General features: G+C 67.4%; 18 protein-coding genes and 1 riboswitch. Of the genes, 5 read left to right on the plus strand and 13 right to left on the minus strand.

The features are described from left to right. Positions 1 to 170 precede the first annotated feature (170 nt). The 3 genes from thiC to EJO71_RS10185 all read right to left on the minus strand — a co-directional run bounded on the left by thiC (position 171) and on the right by EJO71_RS10185 (position 4,591). On the minus strand, positions 171 to 2,054 hold the full coding sequence (gene thiC / locus EJO71_RS10175; protein ID WP_125948121.1) for a phosphomethylpyrimidine synthase ThiC: 1,884 nt from the start codon (positions 2,052 to 2,054) through the stop codon (positions 171 to 173). Between the two features lie 91 nt (positions 2,055 to 2,145). Further along, positions 2,146 to 2,251, minus strand: a riboswitch (TPP riboswitch). A 40-nt stretch (positions 2,252 to 2,291) separates the two neighbouring features. Then, positions 2,292 to 2,711, minus strand: coding sequence for a YchJ family metal-binding protein (locus EJO71_RS10180; RefSeq protein ID WP_125948120.1), 420 nt, complete (start codon positions 2,709 to 2,711; stop codon positions 2,292 to 2,294). A 56-nt stretch (positions 2,712 to 2,767) separates the two neighbouring features. Next, complete coding sequence (locus EJO71_RS10185; RefSeq protein WP_125948119.1) at positions 2,768 to 4,591, minus strand: hybrid sensor histidine kinase/response regulator; 1,824 nt, start codon at positions 4,589 to 4,591, stop codon at positions 2,768 to 2,770. A 134-nt stretch (positions 4,592 to 4,725) separates the two neighbouring features. On the opposite strand from EJO71_RS10185, the gene EJO71_RS10190 reads away from it, so the two are divergent. Then, positions 4,726 to 5,484, plus strand: a complete 759-nt coding sequence (locus EJO71_RS10190) for a helix-turn-helix transcriptional regulator (RefSeq protein ID WP_125948118.1) — start codon at positions 4,726 to 4,728, stop codon at positions 5,482 to 5,484. A gap of 14 nt (positions 5,485 to 5,498) precedes the next feature. Here the strand turns inward: EJO71_RS10190 and iaaH are convergent, their stop codons facing one another. From iaaH to EJO71_RS10235, 9 genes are all read right to left on the minus strand, one after another. Beyond that, positions 5,499 to 7,019 carry an indoleacetamide hydrolase gene (gene iaaH, locus EJO71_RS10195; RefSeq protein WP_276311651.1) on the minus strand — a complete coding sequence of 507 codons (1,521 nt, stop codon included), beginning with the start codon at positions 7,017 to 7,019 and terminating at the stop codon, positions 5,499 to 5,501. 95 nt (positions 7,020 to 7,114) lie between these two features. Then, on the minus strand, positions 7,115 to 7,948 hold the full coding sequence (locus tag EJO71_RS10200) for a metallophosphoesterase (RefSeq protein WP_125948117.1): 834 nt from the start codon (positions 7,946 to 7,948) through the stop codon (positions 7,115 to 7,117). A gap of 47 nt (positions 7,949 to 7,995) precedes the next feature. Continuing rightward, a complete protein-coding gene (locus tag EJO71_RS10205; RefSeq protein ID WP_125948116.1) occupies positions 7,996 to 8,382 on the minus strand; it encodes a hypothetical protein in 387 nt (128 codons plus the stop codon). A 17-nt stretch (positions 8,383 to 8,399) separates the two neighbouring features. Then, on the minus strand, positions 8,400 to 9,527 hold the full coding sequence (locus tag EJO71_RS10210) for an acyl-CoA dehydrogenase family protein (protein WP_125948115.1): 1,128 nt from the start codon (positions 9,525 to 9,527) through the stop codon (positions 8,400 to 8,402). A 33-nt stretch (positions 9,528 to 9,560) separates the two neighbouring features. Then, positions 9,561 to 10,808, minus strand: a complete 1,248-nt coding sequence (locus EJO71_RS10215; RefSeq protein WP_125948114.1) for a glutamate carboxypeptidase — start codon at positions 10,806 to 10,808, stop codon at positions 9,561 to 9,563. 89 nt (positions 10,809 to 10,897) lie between these two features. Beyond that, complete coding sequence (locus EJO71_RS10220; RefSeq protein ID WP_125948113.1) at positions 10,898 to 12,082, minus strand: acetyl-CoA C-acyltransferase; 1,185 nt, start codon at positions 12,080 to 12,082, stop codon at positions 10,898 to 10,900. 45 nt (positions 12,083 to 12,127) lie between these two features. Further along, the gene (gene aceK, locus EJO71_RS10225) at positions 12,128 to 13,948 is read right to left on the minus strand and encodes a bifunctional isocitrate dehydrogenase kinase/phosphatase (RefSeq protein WP_125948112.1); all 1,821 of its coding nucleotides are present in this window, start codon (positions 13,946 to 13,948) and stop codon (positions 12,128 to 12,130) included. A 43-nt stretch (positions 13,949 to 13,991) separates the two neighbouring features. Continuing rightward, a complete protein-coding gene (can, locus tag EJO71_RS10230) occupies positions 13,992 to 14,732 on the minus strand; it encodes a carbonate dehydratase (protein WP_125948111.1) in 741 nt (246 codons plus the stop codon). Between the two features lie 27 nt (positions 14,733 to 14,759). Continuing rightward, positions 14,760 to 15,179, minus strand: coding sequence for a MerR family DNA-binding transcriptional regulator (locus EJO71_RS10235; protein ID WP_125948110.1), 420 nt, complete (start codon positions 15,177 to 15,179; stop codon positions 14,760 to 14,762). Between the two features lie 121 nt (positions 15,180 to 15,300). Between EJO71_RS10235 and EJO71_RS10240 the strand changes: the two genes are divergently transcribed. The 4 genes from EJO71_RS10240 (at position 15,301) to EJO71_RS10255 (ending at position 19,459) form a co-directional block, all read left to right on the plus strand. Then, on the plus strand, positions 15,301 to 16,365 hold the full coding sequence (locus tag EJO71_RS10240; RefSeq protein ID WP_125948109.1) for an MBL fold metallo-hydrolase: 1,065 nt from the start codon (positions 15,301 to 15,303) through the stop codon (positions 16,363 to 16,365). 15 nt (positions 16,366 to 16,380) lie between these two features. Beyond that, complete coding sequence (locus tag EJO71_RS10245; RefSeq protein ID WP_125948108.1) at positions 16,381 to 17,694, plus strand: leucine-rich repeat-containing protein kinase family protein; 1,314 nt, start codon at positions 16,381 to 16,383, stop codon at positions 17,692 to 17,694. Further along, entirely contained in the window at positions 17,691 to 18,611 is a 921-nt protein-coding gene (locus tag EJO71_RS10250) for a pseudouridine synthase (RefSeq protein ID WP_125948107.1), read from the plus strand. The genes EJO71_RS10245 and EJO71_RS10250 overlap by 4 nt, the downstream gene beginning before the upstream one ends. Before the next feature lie 77 nt (positions 18,612 to 18,688). Further along, complete coding sequence (locus EJO71_RS10255; protein WP_125948106.1) at positions 18,689 to 19,459, plus strand: SDR family oxidoreductase; 771 nt, start codon at positions 18,689 to 18,691, stop codon at positions 19,457 to 19,459. A 41-nt stretch (positions 19,460 to 19,500) separates the two neighbouring features. On the opposite strand, the gene EJO71_RS10260 is transcribed toward EJO71_RS10255, so the two are convergent. Beyond that, positions 19,501 to 20,409, minus strand: coding sequence for a LysR family transcriptional regulator (locus EJO71_RS10260; RefSeq protein ID WP_125948105.1), 909 nt, complete (start codon positions 20,407 to 20,409; stop codon positions 19,501 to 19,503). Positions 20,410 to 20,431: the final 22 nt, after the last annotated feature.

The following is a 20,431-nucleotide window of genomic DNA, read 5'->3' on the forward strand; positions in this document are numbered from 1 at the left end:
AGCGAAGCGAGTTTGGGCGAGCCCCCGCGAAACGCGAGCACCGCAGGTTGCCCGCAGCGAAGCGGAGGGACGCAGACAGTGGGGTCGCCTTTTCTTTGCCTACTTTCTTTTGGCGAAGCAAAAGAAAGCAGGTCGCCCGCCGGGGCGAGTCCCGGCCCCGGAAAGCAATCTCAAGACACGGCCCGGATGGGGATATACATCTCGCCCCCGCCCGCCATGAACTCCTTCGACTTCTCCTCCATGCCTTCAGCCACGGCAGCGGCCTCGGCCACGCCCTTCTTCGCTGCGTACTCCCGCACTTCCTGAGTAATCTTCATCGAGCAGAACTTCGGCCCGCACATGGAGCAGAAGTGCGCCACCTTGCTCGAATCCTTAGGCAAGGTCTCATCGTGGAATTCGCGCGCAGTGTCAGGGTCCAGGCCCAGGTTGAACTGATCCTGCCAACGAAACTCGAACCGCGCCTTGCTCAACGCATCGTCCCGCGACCGGGCCCCCGGATGCCCCTTCGCCACATCGGCAGCATGCGCAGCGATCTTGTACGCAATGATCCCCTGCTTCACGTCATCGCGGTCAGGCAGCCCCAGGTGCTCCTTCGGCGTCACGTAGCAGAGCATCGCCGTGCCGGCCCAGCCGATCATCGCCGCGCCGATGGCGCTGGCAATGTGGTCGTAACCCGGCGCGATGTCGATGGTCAGCGGCCCGAGCGTGTAGAACGGCGCCTCGTGGCAATGCTTGATCTGCTCGTCCATGTTCGACTGGATCATGTGCATCGGCACATGGCCCGGCCCTTCGATCATGGTCTGCACGTCGTGCTTCCACGCGATCTGCGTGAGCTCGCCCAGCGTGCGCAGTTCGGCGAACTGGGCCTCGTCGTTGGCGTCGGCGCCCGAGCCGGGCCGCAGGCCGTCGCCGAGCGAGAAGCTCACGTCGTAGGCCTTCATGATGTCGCAGATGTCCTCGAAGTGCGTGTAGAGGAAGCTCTCCTTGTGGTGCGCGATGCACCACTTGGCCATGATCGAGCCGCCGCGCGACACGATGCCCGTCATGCGGTTGGCCGTGAGATGGATGAACGGCAGGCGCAGGCCGGCGTGGATGGTGAAGTAGTCGACGCCCTGCTCCGCCTGCTCGATGAGCGTGTCGCGGTAGATCTCCCAGGTGAGGTCCTCGGCCACGCCGCCCACTTTCTCGAGCGCCTGATAGATCGGCACGGTGCCGATGGGCACGGGGCTGTTGCGCACGATCCAGTCGCGCGTGGTGTGGATGTTCTTGCCGGTCGACAGGTCCATCACGTTGTCCGCGCCCCAGCGGATGGCCCACACCAGCTTCTCGACCTCTTCCTCGATGCTCGAGGTGACGGCCGAGTTGCCGATGTTGGCGTTGATCTTCACCTTGAAGTTGCGGCCGATGGCCATCGGCTCGACTTCGGGGTGGTTGATGTTGGCCGGGATGATCGCGCGACCGCGCGCCACTTCGTCGCGCACGAACTCGGGCGTGATGATGCGCGGAATGCTCGCGCCCATCGGGTTGCCCGCCACGCGCTTGGCGCGCTCCTCGTTGGCGAGGTATTCGGCCATCCACTCGCGCTTGCCGTTCTCGCGCAGCGCCACGTATTCCATCTCGGGCGTGACGATGCCGCGGCGCGCGTAGTGCATCTGCGTGACGTTGGCGCCCGACTTCGCGCGGCGCGGCGTGCGCTGCAGCGCCGAGGCGCCGGCGCGCAGTTCGGCCAGGCGTTGCGCATCGCGGTCCTCGTTCTTGGCGCCGTCGTCGAGCGCATGGTGCGAGCGGCCTTCGTAGCTTTCGGTGTCGTTGCGCTCCAGCACCCAGGCGCCGCGCACGTCGGGCAGGCCGCGGCGCACGTCGATCTCGACCTTCGGATCGGTGTACGGGCCCGAGGTGTCGTAGAGCGACACGGTCTCGCCGTTGGTCAGCTGCACGTCGCGAACGGGCACGAACAGGTCGGGCCGGCTGCCCGGAATCACGCACTTGTGCGACGCGGGAAAGGGCTCGCGCGTCAGCGAAAGCAGCGAGGTGAACTTGTCGGGGGCATTCATCGGAGGCACTCCTTGTTGAGGGAAAGGGTGCTCCGCAATCGCTCGGTGGACTTCGGGATGCCCGTCACGGAAGGGGGAGTGACGGACCGGAGTCAGGGAGTGCAGCTCTTCTTACGCCGGTATGACCCGGATCAAGTTCGCGGGTCGGCAGCTTTGCCATCTCAGCACGCCACATGCGTGCACCCCGGAGCGGGGCCGATTGTGCGAGCCCCGGCCCGGCGCGTCAACCCGGGGTTGTTACTGCAGGTCGCCGTCGAGGTAGTACCAGCGCCCGTCTTCGCGCACGAAGCGGCTGCGCTCGTGCAGGCGCGTGGCGGCGCCCGAGGGGCCGCGCTGGCGCGCGACGAACTCGACTTCGGCGTGGTCCGCATCGAGCACCGAGCGCGAGCGGACGTCGAGCCCCAGCCACTTGACGCCCGGCTCGAACTCGACGGAAGCCGGCCGTTTCGACGCATGCCAGGTGGCGAGCAGGTATTCGCCGCGCTCCAGCACGAAGGCCGAATAGCGCGAGCGCATCAGCGATTCGGCGTCGGGTGCGGGGGTGTTGTCGAAATCGTCGAGATAGCGGCCACAGCACAGGGCGTAGGCAATGGGCTTGTCGCGGCGGTCGGTTCGGCCGCAGGGGCAAGGCCCGGTAGGGGGATCGATGGCACTCATGAAGACCGCTATTGGAACACCTCGCGGCCCGGGTGCCGACAGGGCAAGCCCCGAGGCTAGGAAGGCCGGCTCGCGGCGATGGCTTCCTGAAGGGCCTGCGCGCCAGCCGGCTTGTAGATCAGCGCATAGCCCGCGCGCTCGACTTCGGCCCGCGTCGCATGCGCGGTCTCGCCGGTGAGGACGACCACGTTGCGCGCCTTGCCGACCGCCTGCAGGGCCTGCGCCGCAGCCAGGCCGGAAAGCCCGCTGCCCAGCCGCAGGTCGCTCAGCATCAGGTCGAACACGCCGCCGTGCTGCAGGGCTTCGCGCGGATTCGAGGCCAGCGCGACCTCGTGGCCCCAGCCGGTCAGCAGCGAGCGCATGGCTTCGCGCACGGGCTGCTCGTCGTCCAGCACGAGGATGCGGATCGGCGCCAGGGCCGTGCCGGCGGCGGGCCCGGCCGGCTCCTCGTCGGCGAGCGCGATCCGATCGGCCGACACGACCGCCTCCTCCAGCACCAGCGAGAAGGTGCTTCCACGCCCCGGCGCCGTGCGCACCTGGATGTTCGAGCCCATCGCCTGCGCCATGCTCGCCACCAGCGACAGGCCCAGCCCGAGGCCCCTGCTTCGGTCGCGGCCAGGGTTGTCGACCTGGAAGAACTCCTCGAACACATGCGCCTGGTGCCGGGCCTCGATGCCCACGCCCGAGTCGCGAACCTCGATGCGCCACGCCGCGGACGCACCACCGGACGAAGACTGCAGCCGGCGCGCGAAGACGAAGACCGTGCCCGACGGCGTGTACTTGATGGCGTTGTCCACGAGATTGCCCAGCAGCCGCGCGAGCATGCGCGCATCGGCGCGCACCACGGCCTCTGTCGGGCGAATGCGCAGGGCCAACCCCTTGGCATCGGCCAGAGCGGCGAAACGACCGTTGAGTGCCTCGAAGACCGGGTCCAGCTGTACCGCCTCCAGCCGCACCGGGGCCACGCCGCCGTCGAGCTGTGCGATGTCGAGCAGGGCATCGACCGAACCGCGCAGCGCATCGACGCTGTCGCGCATGAAGCGCAGGTTGTCGGCGCTCGGTGCGCTGCGGGTGTTGAGCGCGTCGACGAAGATCGCCAGCGCATGCATCGGCTGGCGCAGGTCGTGGTTGGCGGCCGCGAAGATGCGCGCGCGCTGCGCCGCGAGCTGGGCCACGTGATCGAGCTGGCGGGCGAGCGCATCGGCCAGCCGCGCGTTCTCGAAGCCGTGCTCGATGGAGCGCACGATCAGCCGGTTCTGCTTGCGCGCGTAATAGAGCGCCGCGAACATCTGCGACACCACCAGGCAGCCCATGAGGATGGTCACGCTGCCCGGCTCCACCACCAGCCGCAGCGCCATGCCGAGGAACATCGGCACGCTGAAGCACAGCGCGGCGAGCCACCATTGCGCGAGCGCCGCGATGACGACGCTGGAAACACCGCTGATGAAGAAGTACATCAGCAGGATCAGCGTGAGGTTGTCGTGCGGAAAGAAGAGCCACGGTGCCAGCCCCCAGACCAGCCCCGGCACCAGCATGCGCACTTCGAGCCGGCGCCGCATGCGCACCGCGTTGCCAACGTCGATGCTGGCGGGGTCGAAGCGACGCAGGTGGCGGTGCCGTTGCCACTGCGAGGTATGCACCAGCAGCCCCCACACCAGCGCGCCCAGGTTGTGCGTGAGCACGAGAAAGGTGATCCAGAAGATGGCGGCGACGCTGGCCGCCATGAGCGGCGTGTCGTAGGTGTCGTCCACATAGGCCCGCGCGAGGCTCTGGTCGACCAGCGGATTGGGGTTGGGCGACTCGACCCAGTAGTCGCGCAGGCGCTGCAACATCGCCGCCGGAAAAGGCGCGCGGGTGGAGCTGGGGGAAGGCGACTGCATTGGCGGACAGGAAACCGGCGCCCGATTTTGCGCGCATTGCGGATGGCTCGTTCGTGCGCGCCCGCGGACATCCACTCTTGGCGCGGCGCTTGCTAAACGTTAGCGTTACAACGGCCCCATCGAGAAAGTCGGCGATGTACCTCACAGCCCCTGAACAGCAGGCCCTGCGCGGCGTTTTTGCGCTGCTGGCCGAAGACGACCGAGACGAGCGCAAGATCCGCGAGCGCCTGGGCTGGGCGCTGCTCGACCTGTTGCACGCGGACCAGTTCGCCTCGTTCGTGTGGGACGCCGAAAGCGGCAGCTTCGGCGCGCGCGTCGCGCTGCACATGGACCCGGCGAACCTCGACAGCTACGCGCAGTGGCACCAGCACCATGACCCGATCACCTTCGTGCTGCAGTCGCACCGCCGCGCCACGCGCGTGACCGAGGTGATGCCGCAGCGCGAGCTGATGCGCACCCCGTTCTTCAACGACTTCCTCGCGCGCGACGGGCTGCACTGGGGCATGAACCTGCATGCGTTCGAGGGCGATCGCGCGCTGGGCGACCTGCGCATCTGGCGCCGCAAGGGGCGCGGCGACTTCGGCGATCACGAGAAGGCGCTGCTGGACCTGATCGAGCCCGCGTTCATCGGGGCGCTTCAGAGGGCGCAGCGCGTGGCGTCGGCCGCATTGCCCTCGCCGGCCGGCGCGCACGACGCCACATGGACATCGCTGAGCGCACGCGAACAGGAAGTGGCGCGTTGCGTGCGCGAAGGGCTCACCGACAAGGAGATCGCGCGACGCATGGCGGTGAGCGTGCCCACCGTACGCACCTACCTGCGCCGCATCTTCGACAAGCTGGGCATCGAGCGCCGTTCGGCTCTGGCTGGCCGGACCATGCCGGCCGCGCGCTGACGCCTGCCGACCAGTTACTTCGGCGCCGGCAGGCGGCCCAGCACCTGCTCCACTGCAAGTCCCAAGGCCAGCAGCCGGCGATCGCTGCCGGCCGGCCCGTCCAGCTCCAGCCCCACCGGCAGGCCCGTCGTCGCGCCGAGGCCAGAGGGCAGCTGCACGCCCGGAATGCCGGCGTTGCTGCCGGGATCGGTGTTCTGGATCAGGGCGCCGAAGTTCTCGGGACTGCTGGCCTCGGGTGCGGCTGCCAGCGCCACGCGCGGCACCGTCGGGAACACCAGCGCGTCGAGCCTGTTCTTCGTGAAGGTGTCGCGGTAGAGCTTCTGCAGCGCGGGGCGCGCGACGCGCATCGCGTTGTCGTAGACCGGCTTCGCGTCGACCACGCCATTCGGCGCTGGCAGCTTGCGCGGAATCACGAAGGCCTCGAAGGTGCCCTTGACGTCGGGGCTGGCGATGCCTGCGGTGAGCTGCGCGATGTCGATGCCGGTGCGGTACTTCGCAAGGTAGGCCACCATGTCGTCGTTCGCCTCGTAGAGCGCAAGCGGGAAGCCGACCGCGCCGTTGAGCTCCATCAGCTTCGGCATCTCCACATCCACCAGCGTGACGCCGGCTGCACGCAGCTTGGCGAGCGCTGCGTCGGTGGCGGCGCGGGTGTCGGCGTCGAGATTCGCGAGGAAGGCTGGTACCACGCCCAGACGCACGCGCTTCAGGTTGGCGGGCTTCGGAGGCTTGCCGCCGGCGATGACGCTGTCGAGCAACGCCACGTCGGCCATCGACTGCGCCATCGGCCCGGCGGTGTCGCGCGTGTGCGAGATCGGCGCGATGCCCTGCTGCGGATAGCGCCCCATCGAGGGACGCAGCGACGCGCAGCCGTTGAACGCGCAGGGAATGCGCACCGAGCCGCCCGTGTCTGTGCCCAGCGCGGCCGGCGCCATGCGCGCGCCAAGGGCCGTGCCGTTGCCCGAGGACGAGCCGCCGGCGACGCGGGTCGCGTCGTAGGCGTTGCGCACGCCCACGTCGGGCCCGCTGTGGAAGCCGGGGTTGTAGCCGGTGACACCGAAAGCCAGCTCGTGCATGTTCGTCTTGCCGAGGATGACGGCGCCGGCGGCGCGCAGCTTGGCGACCACCGGAGCGTCTGCGGCAGGCACGAAGCCCTTGAGCGCAGGCGAGCCGGCTGTGGCGGGCAGGCCCTGCACCTGGATGTTGTCCTTGATGGCCACGGGCAGCCCCGCCAGCGGCTTGCAGGTGCCGCCGCGCTTGCGCAACGCATCGGCGGCTCGCGCCTGCTTCAGGGCTCCGGCCTCGTCGAGAGCGATGAATGCATTGAGGTTCGCCTTCGCCTTGGCCTGCGCTATGTAGGCCTCCGTCAGCTGCTCGCTTGTGAGCGTGCCTGCGCACAGCTGACGCATGGCCTCCGTCGCTGTCAGCGTCGCGATGTCGGGCGCCGCCGACTGGGCCTGGGCGGAAAAGGCGAGCGCGACGACGAATGGCAGAAGGGCCAGCCGCGCGGCAAGGGGAACGGATTTCTGGATGATCATGACAAGAGCCTCCGGGAGAGAGGCGGCCATGGTGCGCCGACGCGCGATGCCTGTCTGTCATCCAAACCGATGACAGGCAGGAACGGATCGCCGCCCTACCGGAACATCACCCACTCGGGCCGCATGTTGAAGCGCACCGGCAGGATGCTCACGCCGAGCCCGCTGGTCACGTACATGCGCCTGCCCTTGTGGGTGATCCAGCCGTAGGCCCATTCGCGCGGGGCCGCGCCCGGAACGATCAGTGCCCCGAGCCCCGGCAGGCTGACCTGCCCGCCGTGCGTGTGCGATGCCACCACCAGCCCCCGCGTGCGCGGCATGGTCGCGAAGCTGAAGGGGTCGTGCATCATGACCAGAGTCGCCGCGCCGGGCGGCACGCCGGCCAGCGCCCGCATGGGCTCCGAATGACCGGTCGAGTGGTCGCCGATGCCGACCACCCAGATGTCGTGCCCCGGCAGGCGCATCGAGGCGTTCTCAAGCACACGGATGCCCTGTGCGCTCATCGCCTTGGCTGTGCGCTCGCCGCCATGCCACCAGTCGTGGTTGCCGAGCACCGCGTACACGCCCTGAGGCGCCTTGAGACGGCCGAGCACGGCGGCCATGTCCTCGATGGGCAGTGGTTCGTCGTCGCCCGAACCCGCCAGGAAGTCACCGGGCAGCAGCACCACGTCGGGCTGCGCGGCATTGATCTCGTCGACGATGCGCGCGGCTCGCTCGACGCTGGTGATACGCCATGCGGAGCGCGTGGTGAGGTGCCAGTCGCCCGCCACAGCGACCTTGAGGCCCGCAGGTGCAGTCCATTCCGCCGAGCCCAGTGGCTCTACGCGCGCCGCAACCCAGCGCGGCTCGATGACGAAGCCCCAGACCGCAAGCGCCGCCAGCATGAGTGCCGTGGCGATCCAGCCCCAGCGGCGCCCGCGGTGTGCGCTCACGCCGGCGCGCGTTGGATCAACGCCATTAGGGAGTTCGATCAACGGCCCTACCGCTTGAAATAGGTCGCCACTTCATCAATGAACTGGCCAAACTTCCGGCACGGCGGGTCTCTGCGAGCCAAGCTTGCTTGCGCGGCCTTGCTTGCCATCCCCATGATCTCGAACAGGAGCTCATTCTGTTCCTTTTCCGTCGCCAGACCGCGCTTGACACCTTCGGCCCGCACAGTCTGGATCGTTCGCAGATAGAGAGGCTCGTGTGTGGCTTGCCATTTCGTGAGAAGGTTGCGGACCGGGAAATTTTGCTTCTCGCAGTAATCCGCGCTAAGCGTCGCAGCTTCGAAGTACAGAAGATTCTCTGTGGCTCCGGCAAAGGTCAACGCAAAACAAGAGGGCGAACTGGCAAGCAACGTGGCCAGTGCAAAAGAGGTTTTCATCGACGCTGATTCATTGCCTAGATGGCGCGCTGGATCAACAGCTTCTGGATATCCGAAGTGCCTTCGTAGATCTGGCACACGCGCACGTCGCGGTAGATGCGCTCCAGCGGGAAGTCGTTGACGTAGCCGTAGCCGCCCAGCGTCTGGATGGCCGCGCTGCACACGCGCTCGGCCATCTCGCTGGCGAAGAGCTTGGCCATGGCGGCCTCCTTCAGGCAGGGCCGGCCGGCATCGCGCAGGCTGGCTGCATGCCAGATGAGCTGGCGCGCGGCCTCGAGCTGCGTCGCGCATTCGGCAAGGCGGAAGCCCACGGCCTGCTGGTCGAAGATCGAACCGCCGAAGGCCTGGCGCTCCTTGGCATAGGCCAGTGCCACGTCGAATGCGCTGCGCGCCATGCCCACGCTCTGCGCGGCGATGCCGATGCGCCCGCCCTCGAGCGCGCCGAGCGCGATCTTGTAGCCCTCGCCTTCCGCGCCGATCAGGTTCTCGCGCGGAATGCGGCAGCCGTCGAAGTTGATCTGCGCGGTGTCGCTGCTGTGCTGGCCCAGCTTGTCTTCGAGGCGCGCGACGTTGTAGCCGGGCGTGTCGGTGGGCACGATGAACGCGCTCATGCCACGCTTGCCTGCGCCCTTGTCGGTCACGGCGATCACGATGGCCACCTGCCCGTTCTTGCCGCTGGTGATGAACTGCTTCACGCCGTCGATCACATAGCCGTCGCCGTCCTTGCGCGCCGTGGTGCGCAGGCTCGATGCATCGCTGCCGGCCTGCGGCTCGGTGAGGCAGAAGGCGCCGAGCATCCGCCCCTGCGCCAGGGGCTCGAGCCACTGCTTCTTCTGCTGCGCGTTGCCGTAGCGCATGAGGATGGCGTTGACCGGGCAGTTGGTCACGCTGATGGCGGTGCTGGTGCCGCCGTCGCCGGCCGCGATTTCCTCCAGCACCAGCGCGAGCGTGAGGTAGTCGAGGCCGGCGCCGCCATGCTCCTCGGGCACGCAGATGCCGTAGGCGCCCAGCGCCGCGAGGCCCTGATGGGCTTCCTTGGGAAAGCTGTGCTCGCGGTCCCACTTCGGCGCGTTGGGCCAGAGTTCGGCTTGCGAGAAATCGCGCACCGCGTCGCGGATGGCTTCCTGGTCTGCGCTGAGCAGCATGGCGTTGTCTCCTGTCTTTTCTTCTGTTCGTGCTTACTTGCCGGAACCCAGGTCCATGATGAGACGCGCTGCCATGTACAGGCGGCGCGGGATGGCGCTGATGTCCACGTACTCGGCCTTGTCGCTGTGGTAGCCGAAGCCCGGCAGGCCCAGGCTTTCGATCACGGGCTTGCCGGAGAGCGCGGCATAGGCCGCGTCGGTGCCGCCGCCGGTGCGTTCTTCCACGCCGAGGTTGCCGCCGGCTTCCTTGTAGAAGGCCACGGCCTTGTCGACCAGCTTCTTGCCGCCTTCGCCCGCGTTGAAGGCCGGGCGGCCGCGCGTGACGATCACCTTGACGTCGGCCTCGGGCAGCTTCTTCTGCTGCGCGCGCTCTTCCAGCGTCTTCATGGCGGCGTCGAAGTCCTCGTTGCGCGCGTAGCGCACGTCGGCGTTCAGCGTCGCGCTGGCCGGGATGATGTTCGAGACATTGCCCGCCTTGGCGATGGTCCAGTTGAAGCGCAGGTTCTTCGACTTGTCGTCGATGTTCATCGTGCGCAGCACGAGGTCGGAGGCCTCGACCAGCGCGTTCACGCCCAGTTCGGGCGCCGCGCCCGCGTGCGATGCCTTGCCGGTGATGTTGACCTGCACGTAGGCGATGCCCGAGGTGCCGAGCGACAGCTTTTCGTCGCCGGCGCTGGTGGGCTCGAAGGAGAGCACGTAGTCGGCCAGCTTGGCTTCTTCCTGGATCAGGTCGCGCGAGCCGAAGGAGCCCTTTTCCTCGTCGGTGTTGAACAGCACGGTGATGGTGCCGTAGTCGCGCACGCCGTAGTCCTTCAGCAGCTTGAGCGTGTGCAGGATGACGGCGTTGCCGCCCTTGTCGTCGGCGATGCCGGGGCCATAGGCCTTGTCGCCCTCGACGCGGAACGGCGCCTTCGCGAGGATGCCCTTCAGGTACACGGTGTCCATGTGCGACATCAGCAGCAGGTTCTTGCCGCCGCGGCCCTTGATCTTGCCGACGATGTTGTCGCCCACCACGAGACCTGCCGACTTGCTGCGCGTGACGGTGAAGCCCAGGTTCTTCAGTTCGGCCTCGAGGAAGTTGCCGGCGGCGGCGATGCCCTCGGCGTCACCGGTGCCGGTCTCGATGTTGACCAGCTTCTCCAGCGTCTTGATCACGGCCGGCTGCTCGTCGGTGGCAGCCTGGAACAGCACGTTGTCGCGCTTCTGGGCCAGGGCGGCGCTCGCGACGAAGGCGGTGGCCAGCACGGCGGCGATGGCTGTGCGGTGGATGGATGGGCGCATGAAATCTCCTGCTCTACGCATTGTTCGTTCGGGTTGTCTGAATGAAAAAACTGGTGAACGCCTCTCCCCGGCGTTCCCAGCCGTTGCTCTTATAGCAATTCGAGTGCCACGGCAGTGCCTTCGCCACCGCCGATGCACAGCGTCGCCACGCCGCGCTTCTTGCCGCGCGCCTTCAGCGCGTGGATGAGCGTGACCATGATGCGCGCGCCGCTGGCGCCGATCGGGTGGCCCAGCGCGCAGGCACCGCCGTGCACGTTGACGATGTCGTGCGACACGTCGAGCTCGTGCATCAGCGCCATCGGCACCACGGCGAAGGCTTCGTTCACTTCCCACAGGTCGACGTCACGCGCCTTCCAGCCGGTCTTGGCGAACAGCTTCTGCACGGCGCCGACGGGCGCGGTGGAGAACCACTCGGGCTGCTGCGCGTGCGTGGCGTGGCCGACGATGCGGGCGATGGGCTTGGCGCCGATCTTCTTCGCGTGCGACTCGGTCATCATCACCAGCGCGGCGGCTCCGTCGTTGATCGACGAGCTCGATGCGGCGGTGATGGTGCCGTTCTCTTTCTTGAACGCAGGCTTGAGCGTGGGGATCTTGTCGAGCTTGACCTTGCCCGGGCCTTCGTCGACCGAGATCACGGTGTCGCCGCCGCGGCCCTTGACCGTGACGGGCGTGATCTCGTCCTTGAAGAGGCCGGTTTCGGTGGCCTTCTTGGCGCGCTCGACGCTGGCGATGGCGAAGGCGTCCTGCTGCTCGCGCGTGAACTCGTACTTGGCGGCGCAGTCCTCGCCGAAGGTACCCATGGAACGGCCGGGCTGGTAGGCGTCTTCCAGGCCGTCGAGCATCATGTGGTCGAAGATGCGATCGTGGCCCATGCGGTAGCCGCCGCGGCCCTTGAGCATGAGGTAGGGCGCATTGGTCATGCTTTCCATGCCGCCGGCCACCATCACGTCGTGCGTACCGGCCAGCAGCAGGTCGTGCGCGAGCATCGCAGCCTTCATTGCCGAGCCGCACATCTTGCTGAGCGTGACGGCGCCCGCGCTGTCGGGCAGGCCGCCCTTGTAGGCCGCCTGGCGCGCCGGCGCCTGGCCCTGGCCGGCCATCAGGCAGTTGCCGAACAGCACTTCGCCCACGCTGTCGGGCGCGATGCCGGCGCGCTCGACGGCGGCCTTGATGGCGGCGCCGCCGAGGTCGTGCGCGGAGAGGGAGGCGAAGTCGCCCTGGAAGCTGCCCATGGGGGTGCGGGCGGCGCCGACGATGACGATGGATTCGGACATGGAGGTCTCCTTCAGTAATGCGAAAACGGAATCGGGAACGATCGATCAGAAATGCGTCGCGTGTCCTTCGTGCTGGAAGCGTTGCGACTCTTCGTAAGGGAACACATCGAGCATCTGCCCTGCCTGGATGCGCTCCTTGTGGTGCTGCCAGAAGGCGGCGTCGAGCAGGTCGGCGTGGTGCGCCATGAAGGCTTCGCGCACGTCCTTGTTGCCGAGCAGGAAGGGCTCGAAGGTCTCGGGGAACACGTCCTTCGGGCCCACCGAGTACCAGACCTCGCCGCTCATCTCTTCTTCCTCGTTGCGCGGCGCGGGCACCTTGCGGAACTTGCAGTCGGTGACGTATTCGATCTCGTCGTAGTCGTAAAACACGACCTTGCCCCCGCGCGTAACGCCGAAGTTCTTCCACAGCATGTCGCCGGGGAAGATGTTGGCGGCCACCATGTCCTTGATGGCGTTGCCGTATTCGATCACCGCGTGCTCCAGCTGGTCCTTCGCGCGCCTGGCGTGCGCCGGGCTCTCGGGGTCGGCCAGCGTATCGAAGGCTTCCTGCAGGTAGATGTTGAGCGGGATCATGCGCCGCTCGATGTAGACGTGCTTGACCACGACTTCCATTTCCCCGTTGCCGTCGCGGTCGCCGATCTCGAGCTGGCTGGGCGCGAACTTGCGGATCTCCTCGATCAGCTCGGGTTCGAAGCGGTCGAGCGGAAAGCCCACGTCGCTGTACTCCAGCGTGTCGGCCATGCGGCCCACGCGGTCGTGCTGCTTCACGAGCATGTACTTGCCCTTGATCTGCTCGCGCGTGGTGTCCTTCTGCGGCGGATAGAAGTCCTTGATGACCTTGAACACGAACGGAAACGACGGCAGGTCGAACACCAGCATGACCATGCCCTTGATGCCGGGCGCGATGCGGAAGCGGTCGCTCGAGTAGTTCAGGTGCGAGAGGAAGTCTCGGTAGAAGAGCGTCTTGCCCTGCTTGGCGAGGCCCAGCGCGTTGTAGATCTCGGCGCGCGGCTTGCGCGGCATGAGCGAGCGCAGGAACTGCACCCAGGCCGATGGCACTTCCATGTCGACCATGAAGTACGCGCGTGCGAAGCTGAAGAGCATCTGCAGGTCGTCTTCGCCGAAGAGGGCCGCGTCGATGTAGAACCGGCCGTGGCTGTCATGCAATATGGGCAGCGAGAACGGCAGCTCGGTGAAGCCGTTCATGATCTTGCCGACCACGTAGGCGCCCTTGTTGCGGAAGAACAGGCCCGAGAGCACCTGCAGCTGGAAGTTGGCGCGCAGCTTGACCTGGTGGAAGCGGTTCAGGATGACGTGCGCCACGCGCTCCGCGTCGCGCCGCTTGTTGGCGAAGCTGCCCAGCAACGCGAAGTCGTCGAGCATCTGCTCGATGGTGTCGGCCAGCGTGTCGGGGCCGGGGTAGTAGGGGCGGTAGGTGGGTGCGCCGCGCGGCTCGATGTACTCGGTGCTGATGGCCGGGCGCACGAAGATGAAGTCGTTCTGGAAGTACGCGCGGTGCAGGATCTTGGTGGTCACCGAGTTGAAGAAGCTCTCGGCCAGTTCGGGCTGGTGATGGTCGACCAGCAGCCCGATGTAGTGCAGCTTGACCTGGTGCCAGACGTCCATGGGCTGCTCGCCGGCCTTGAACTCTTTCTCGAGCCGGGCCACGGCCTCGCTCACGCGCAGGTCGTAGAACTCGATGCGCTCGCGCTGCGCGCGCTGCTGGCCGTGCCAGTCAGCGGTTTCGAAGCGGTGCTTGGCGCGCGCCGATTCGGCCCTGAACAACCGGTAGTGCCGGTTGAAGCCGTCCATCATCGCCTTCGCGATGTCGTACGCCAGCGGCGAATCGAGGCGCTGCGGAAACATGGCGGGGCGAAGGCGCGGAAGGAAGGCAGCGGGCCGCTTGGTGTCAGGCCTGACCGGTGTCTTCGGCCTTGGGCTGCGCGCCCTGCGCCGTGATCGAGCGCACCACCTCGCCCGGCTTGCTCCACTTGTGGCGGATGCGCTGCACGGTGGCCTTGTAGGCGGCGTCCAGCGGCTGGGTGCCGTCCACGCTCAGGCCGAGGTCCTGCAGCAGGCCGTCGTGCACGCCGAAGGTCCAGCCGTGGATGCGCACCTTCTGGCCGCGCGCCCATGCATCGACCATCACGGTGCTGACCGCCACGTTGACCACCTGCTCGGCGACGTTGAGTTCGCACAGCGCATCGACGCGCGCGTCCTCGTCGGGCAGGCTCTCGAGCATCACGTGGTGGCGGTCACGCACGTCCTGGATATGGCGGATCCAGTTGTCGGCCAGGCCGATGCGCTTGCCGCTGAGCGCGGCCTTGACGCCGGCGCAGCCGTAGTGCCCCACGACCATGATGTGCTCGACCTTCAGGTGCTCCACCGCGAACTGGATCGCCGAGAGCGCGTTGAGGTCGGAGTGCACCACGATGTTGGCGACATTGCGGTGCACGAACACTTCGCCCGGCTCCAGGCCGGTGATCTGGTTGGCGGGCACGCGGCTGTCGGAACAGCCGATCCACATGTAGCGCGGCGTCTGCTGCTTGACCAGGCCGGTGAAGAAACCGGGCCGGTCGCGCTCCATCTGCGCGGACCAGGCGCGGTTGTGGGCAAAGAGGTCGTCGAGGTTATCGGATTTGTCGGACATAGTCGGCTATTGTCGATGAGTCGTGTATCAGGCCTTGGCTTCGGCCGGTTTGGTGGCCTTGCCGGCCTTCTGCGCCTTGGCGAGCGTCGCCCGCCCCTTCTTCTCGTGCTCCTTCACTTCCGCGAGGTTGGCCTGCAGCTCGGCCAGCTGCGCCTCGAGCTGGGCCCTGTGGGCACCCAGCACGCCGAGAAACTTTTCCAGCTGCGCGACGGTGTCGCGCGGGCTGTCGTACATGTCGAGGATATCTCTTGCCTCCGTCAGGCTCAGGCCGAGGCGCTTGGCCCGCAGCGTGAGCGTGAGCCGGGCCCGGTCGCGCGTGCTGTAGATGCGCTGCAGGCCGGCGCGCTCGGGCGTGAGCAGGCCCATGTCCTCGTAGAAGCGGATGGCCCGCGTCGTGAGGTCGAACTCCTTCGCGAGCTGGCTGATGGTGAAGGTTTGCGCGGGCATGACGGCGATGGTCCGGAAAAGGGGCCTTTCGGGGCGCGTTACAGGCGCGACAGCAGGTTTGCGCCGCGATCCCTACAATGGTGCCCTTGACTCATGACGTTTACGTAAACGTCAATCTTACATGAACATCCTCGAACGCGAACTCCACTACCCCCTCGGCGACACGCTCCCCGAGCCCGGCCAGACCCTGGAAGTGGCGCCCGGCGTACGCTGGATCCGCATGCGGCTGCCCTTCGCGCTCGACCACATCAACCTCTGGCTGCTGCGCGACAGCATTGACGGCGTCGAGGGCTGGACGGTGGTCGACTGCTGCATCGCCCGCGACGAGGCGCGCGCGCAGTGGGAGCAGGTCTTCGAGACGCAGCTGCAGGGCATGCCGATCCTGCGCGTCATCGTCACGCACATGCACCCCGACCACATCGGCCTGGCCGACTGGCTGTGCAAGCGCTGGAACGCTCCGCTGTGGATCAGCTCGACCGACTACCACGTTGCCCGCGTGCTCAGCACCGCCGGCGACACCCTGGCGGGCGGCGAGCAGGCGGCGCGCTTCTTCGCCTCGCACGGGCTGACCGACCCTGAGGCGGTCGCCAAGATCCGCGCGCGCACCAACTACTACACGAACATGGTGCCCTCGGTGCCCGACAGTTTCGTGCGCATGCTCGATAGCGACATCGTGAACATCGGCGGCCACGCCTGGCGTTGCATCAGCGGCTACGGCCACGCGCCCGAGCACATCTCGCTGTACTGCGACGAGCTCAAGCTGCTGCTGGGCGGCGACATGATGCTGCCGCGCATCTCCACCAACGTGAGCGTGTACGCGGGCGAGCCCGAGGCGAATTCGCTGCGCCTCTTCCTCGACAGCATCGACAGGTTCAAGACGCTGCCGGCCGACACGCTGGGCCTGCCCTCGCACGGCAAGCCGTTCCGCGGCATCCATCGCCGCGTCGACCAGCTGCAGGAGCATCACCGCGACCGGCTGGCCGAACTGCTCGAAGCCTGCACGGCGCGCGCGCTGACGGCCGCCGAGGGCCTGCCGATCCTGTTCAAGCGCGAACTCGACCTGCACCAGATGACCTTCGCGATGGGCGAAACGGTGGCCCACCTGCACCTGCTGTGGTTCTCCGGCCAGGTGAAGCGCGAACTGGGCAAGGACGGCATCTACCGCTTCGGCGCCAAAGCCGCCTGACCTAAACTCCCCCGCATGGACACGCTGGCTCAGCTGCGCGCGGGCCGGCTGGCAGGCGCAACACGTATCGATCTCTCGTGCGGACTCACCGAGTTTCCGCGCGAGGTTTTCGACCTTGCCGATTCACTTGAAGTGCTGAACCTGTCGGGCAATGCGCTCGACTCGCTGCCCGACGACCTGCACCGCCTGGACAGGTTGCGCGTGCTGTTCTGCTCGGACAACCGCTTCACCAAACTGCCCGAATCGATCGGCCGATGCCGCGGCCTCGACATCGTCGGCTTCAAGGCCAACCGCATCCGCAGCGTTCCGGCCGAAGCACTGCCGCCCTCGCTGCGCTGGCTGATCCTCACCGACAACGACATCGAGGAGCTGCCCGATTCACTCGGCGCATGCACACGGATGCAGAAGCTGATGCTGGCGGGCAACCGCCTGCGCGCACTGCCCGCATCGATGGCCGCGCTCGAGCGGCTCGAACTGCTGCGCATCTCGGCCAATCGTTTCGAGACCCTGCCCGGGTGGTTGCCCTCGTTGCCGCGCCTGTCATGGCTCGCCTGCGCGGGCAATCCCTTCGACACGCAGGCCGAAGATGCGGCGATCGTCGCCCTGTCGGTGCCGCACGTCGACTGGAGCGACCTGACACTGGGCGAGAAGCTCGGCGAAGGCGCCTCGGGCGTGATCCACCGGGCCGAGCTCGGCCCCGCCACCGCCCAGCCCGTGGCGGTCAAGCTCTTCAAGGGCGCGGTCACCAGCGACGGCTGGCCGCACAGCGAGATGGCCGCCAGCATCGCGGCCGGCGCGCATCCGACGCTCATCGCCGCGCAGAGCCGCATCGACGGACACCCCGATGGCACAGAGGGCCTGGTGATGGCGCTGGTCGACCCGATGTTCGCCACCCTCGCGGGACCGCCGAGCCTCGCATCGTGCACGCGCGACGTCTATGCCGAAGAAGCGCGGTGGACATCCCGCACGGCCCTGCGCATCGCCCGCGACATCGCATCGGCCATGCTGCACCTGCATGCGCAAGGCATTCTTCACGGCGACCTCTACGCACACAACATCCTGTGGCACGCGCAAAGCGGCGGACGGCTCGGCGACTTCGGTGCCGCGTGGCTCACGGGTGCGCTCGATGCAGCGCAGGCGCAAGCCTTCCAGGCGCTGGAGGTGCGCGCTTTCGGCTGCCTGCTCGAGGAACTGCTCGAGCGCTGCACCGACGCGGCACCCGCATCGGTGGCCACGCTGAAAGACCGCTGCCTGCAACCAGACGCCGCCGCGCGCCCGACCTTTGCCGAGGCGCTGTCGCTGCTGCAACGCGCATCTTCGTCGCCATGACCCGGCGCCGCCCGCCCCGGCTGCCGCTGCCCACGCGCGACGGCGTCGGCCCGAGCTGCACCGGCCTGCCGCACGGCCCGTGGCCGACCATCGCCGAATTCCTTGTCGAGCGCTTTCCCGCCATCACGCGCGAGGCCTGGCTGGAGCGCATCGAAGCGGGAGACGTCATCGACGAGCACGGCGTGCCCGTGACCGCCGCTCGCCGCTATCAATCGCCACTGCGCGTGTACTACTACCGCACGCTCGACGGCGAGGCGAGCATCCCTTTCGAGGAGCAGGTCGTGTTCCGCGACGACAACCTGCTGGTCGTCGACAAGCCCCCCTTCGTGCCCGTCACGCCCACCGGCAAATACCTGCAGGAGAGCCTGCTGGTGCGCCTCAAGCGCAAGCTGAAGCTCGACGACCTGGTGCCGATGCACCGCATCGACCGCAGCACCTCGGGGCTGGTGCTGTTCTCGGTGCGGCCCGCCACGCGCGGCGCCTACCAGGCGCTGTTTCCCGAGCGCCGTATCGCCAAGCACTACGAGGCCGTGGTGCCGTGGAGCGAAGGCGTTTCGTCAGTGCCCGAGATCTATCGCAGCCGGCTGGTCGACGACGATCACTTCATGCGCGTGCGCGAAGAGCCCGGCGAGCCCAACTCCGAGACCCGCATCGAGGTGCTGAACGTGCACGACGGGCAAGCGCTGCTTCGGCTGTCGCCGATCACCGGCCGCAAGCACCAGCTGCGCGTGCACTGCATGGCGCTGGGCATGCCGATCGTGAACGACCCGATCTATCCCGTGCTGCTGCCCGAGGGCGCCGACGACTTCGGCAAACCCCTGCAGCTGCTGGCCCGATCGCTGGCCTTTCTCGATCCGGTGACCGGCGACCTGCGCAGCTTCACCAGCCCCCGGAGCCTGTCGCTGACACCGAGGTGACGCCCGCGCGGCGCGGCGCGCACTAAGCTCGTTTCCTGAATCCGATCACGATCACTCATTCAGGAGACACCCGCACCATGGACACCACCCAACTCTTCTCGCTGAAGGGCCGCACCGCGCTGATCACCGGCGGCTCGCGCGGCATCGGCCGCATGATCGCCGAGGGTTATCTGGCCCAGGGCGCGCGCGTGTACATCTCGGCGCGCAAGGCGGCCGCCTGCGACCAGACGGCGAAGGAGCTGTCGGCCTTCGGGCATTGCGTGTCGCTGCCGGCGGACGTATCGACCGTCGAGGGTGCGCAGGCGCTGGTCGATGCGTATGCGAAGCACGAAGGCTCGCTGGACATCCTGGTGAACAACGCCGGCGCCGCCTGGGGCGCGCCTTACGAAGAGTTTCCCGAAAGCGGCTGGGACAAGGTGGTGGACCTGAACCTGAAGACGCCCTTCTTCCTGACGAAGGCACTGACGCCGATGCTGAAGAAGGCCGCGACGGATCACCTGGCGAAGGTGATCAACATCGCCTCGATCGACGGGATCTCGGTCAATCCGCAGGAGACGTATTCCTATGCGGCCAGCAAGGCCGGCTTGATCCAGCTCACCCGGCGGATGGCGCTGCGGCTGGCGCAGGACCGCATCGTGGTCAGCGCGATTGCGCCAGGAGCGTTCGCCTCGGACATGAACAAGCTGGCCCGGGACCACGGGGATGAAGTCAAGGAACGGATTCCCGCTGGACGGATCGGGGTGCCCGAGGACATGGCCGGAGCGGCGATCTACCTCGCCTCACGCGCTGGCGACTACGTGATGGGGTCCACGCTGGTTGTGGATGGCGGGGTTACGCACGCTCGCTGAGCTTTCTTGATCTCTTGCGTCCCGCCCCCTGGGAAGGAATCTCAAGGCGAGGCCAGCAGGGCCTCGAACTTCAGCGCAAGAAAATCGACAAACGCCCGTACCCGCGCCGGCACGAACCGCCCGCTGGGCAACAGCGCATGCAACGGATAAGGCTCGGTCTCCCAATCAGCCAGCAACCGCACGAGCCGCCCTTCCCGAATGTCATCCCGCACATCAAGCGCAGACTTGAGCGAAATGCCATGCCCCGCCACAGTCCACTCCCGCGCCAGCGAGGCGTCATCCACGCTGCGGTTTCCATTCACCCTTACCTCCGTCCACTGCCCGTTCTGCGCAAACCGCCAGACCCGGTGCCGCCGCCCCGACCGATTGAAGATCAGGCAGTTGTGGTGCACCAGGTCCTGAGGCACCCGAGGCGCCGGATGCCGTCGCAGGTAGTCGGGTGAAGCAGTGAGCAGCGGATTGGTGAGCGCAAAGGGCCGCGCCACCAGCCGCGAATCGGCCAGCGCCCCGTATCGCAGCGCCACGTCGACCTCGTCGCGCATCACGTCCAGCGGACGGTCGCCCACCGACAGCGACAGGTGCACGCCCGGGTGCAGCGCCAGGAACTCGTCGAACCAGGGCAGCAGCGTGCTGCGCGTGAGGTCCGAAGGCGAGGCGACGCGCAGCGTGCCGACCAGATCGCCACGGTCCGCCGTGACCAGCGACTCTCCCTCGTCCAGCAGCTCGAAAGCCCGTATCGCGTAGTCGAGCAGCGTCTGGCCCTGCGGCGTGAGGCGCATGGCGCGGGTGGAGCGCTCGAACAGGCGCGCGCCGAGCTGTGCCTCCAGCCGCTTGAGCGTGGCACTGGCGGCCGCCGGCGTGATGCCCAGCGCATGGGCCGCCGAGGTGAGCGTGCCGCCGCGCGCCGTTTGCACCAGCACCTGCAGGTCGGAGATATTTTCAATCTTCATTTGAAAGTGTTGCTTATCCAGG

Origin of the sequence: Variovorax sp. 679 (assembly GCF_003952185.1) — a bacterium.
Classification (GTDB): domain Bacteria; phylum Pseudomonadota; class Gammaproteobacteria; order Burkholderiales; family Burkholderiaceae_C; genus Variovorax.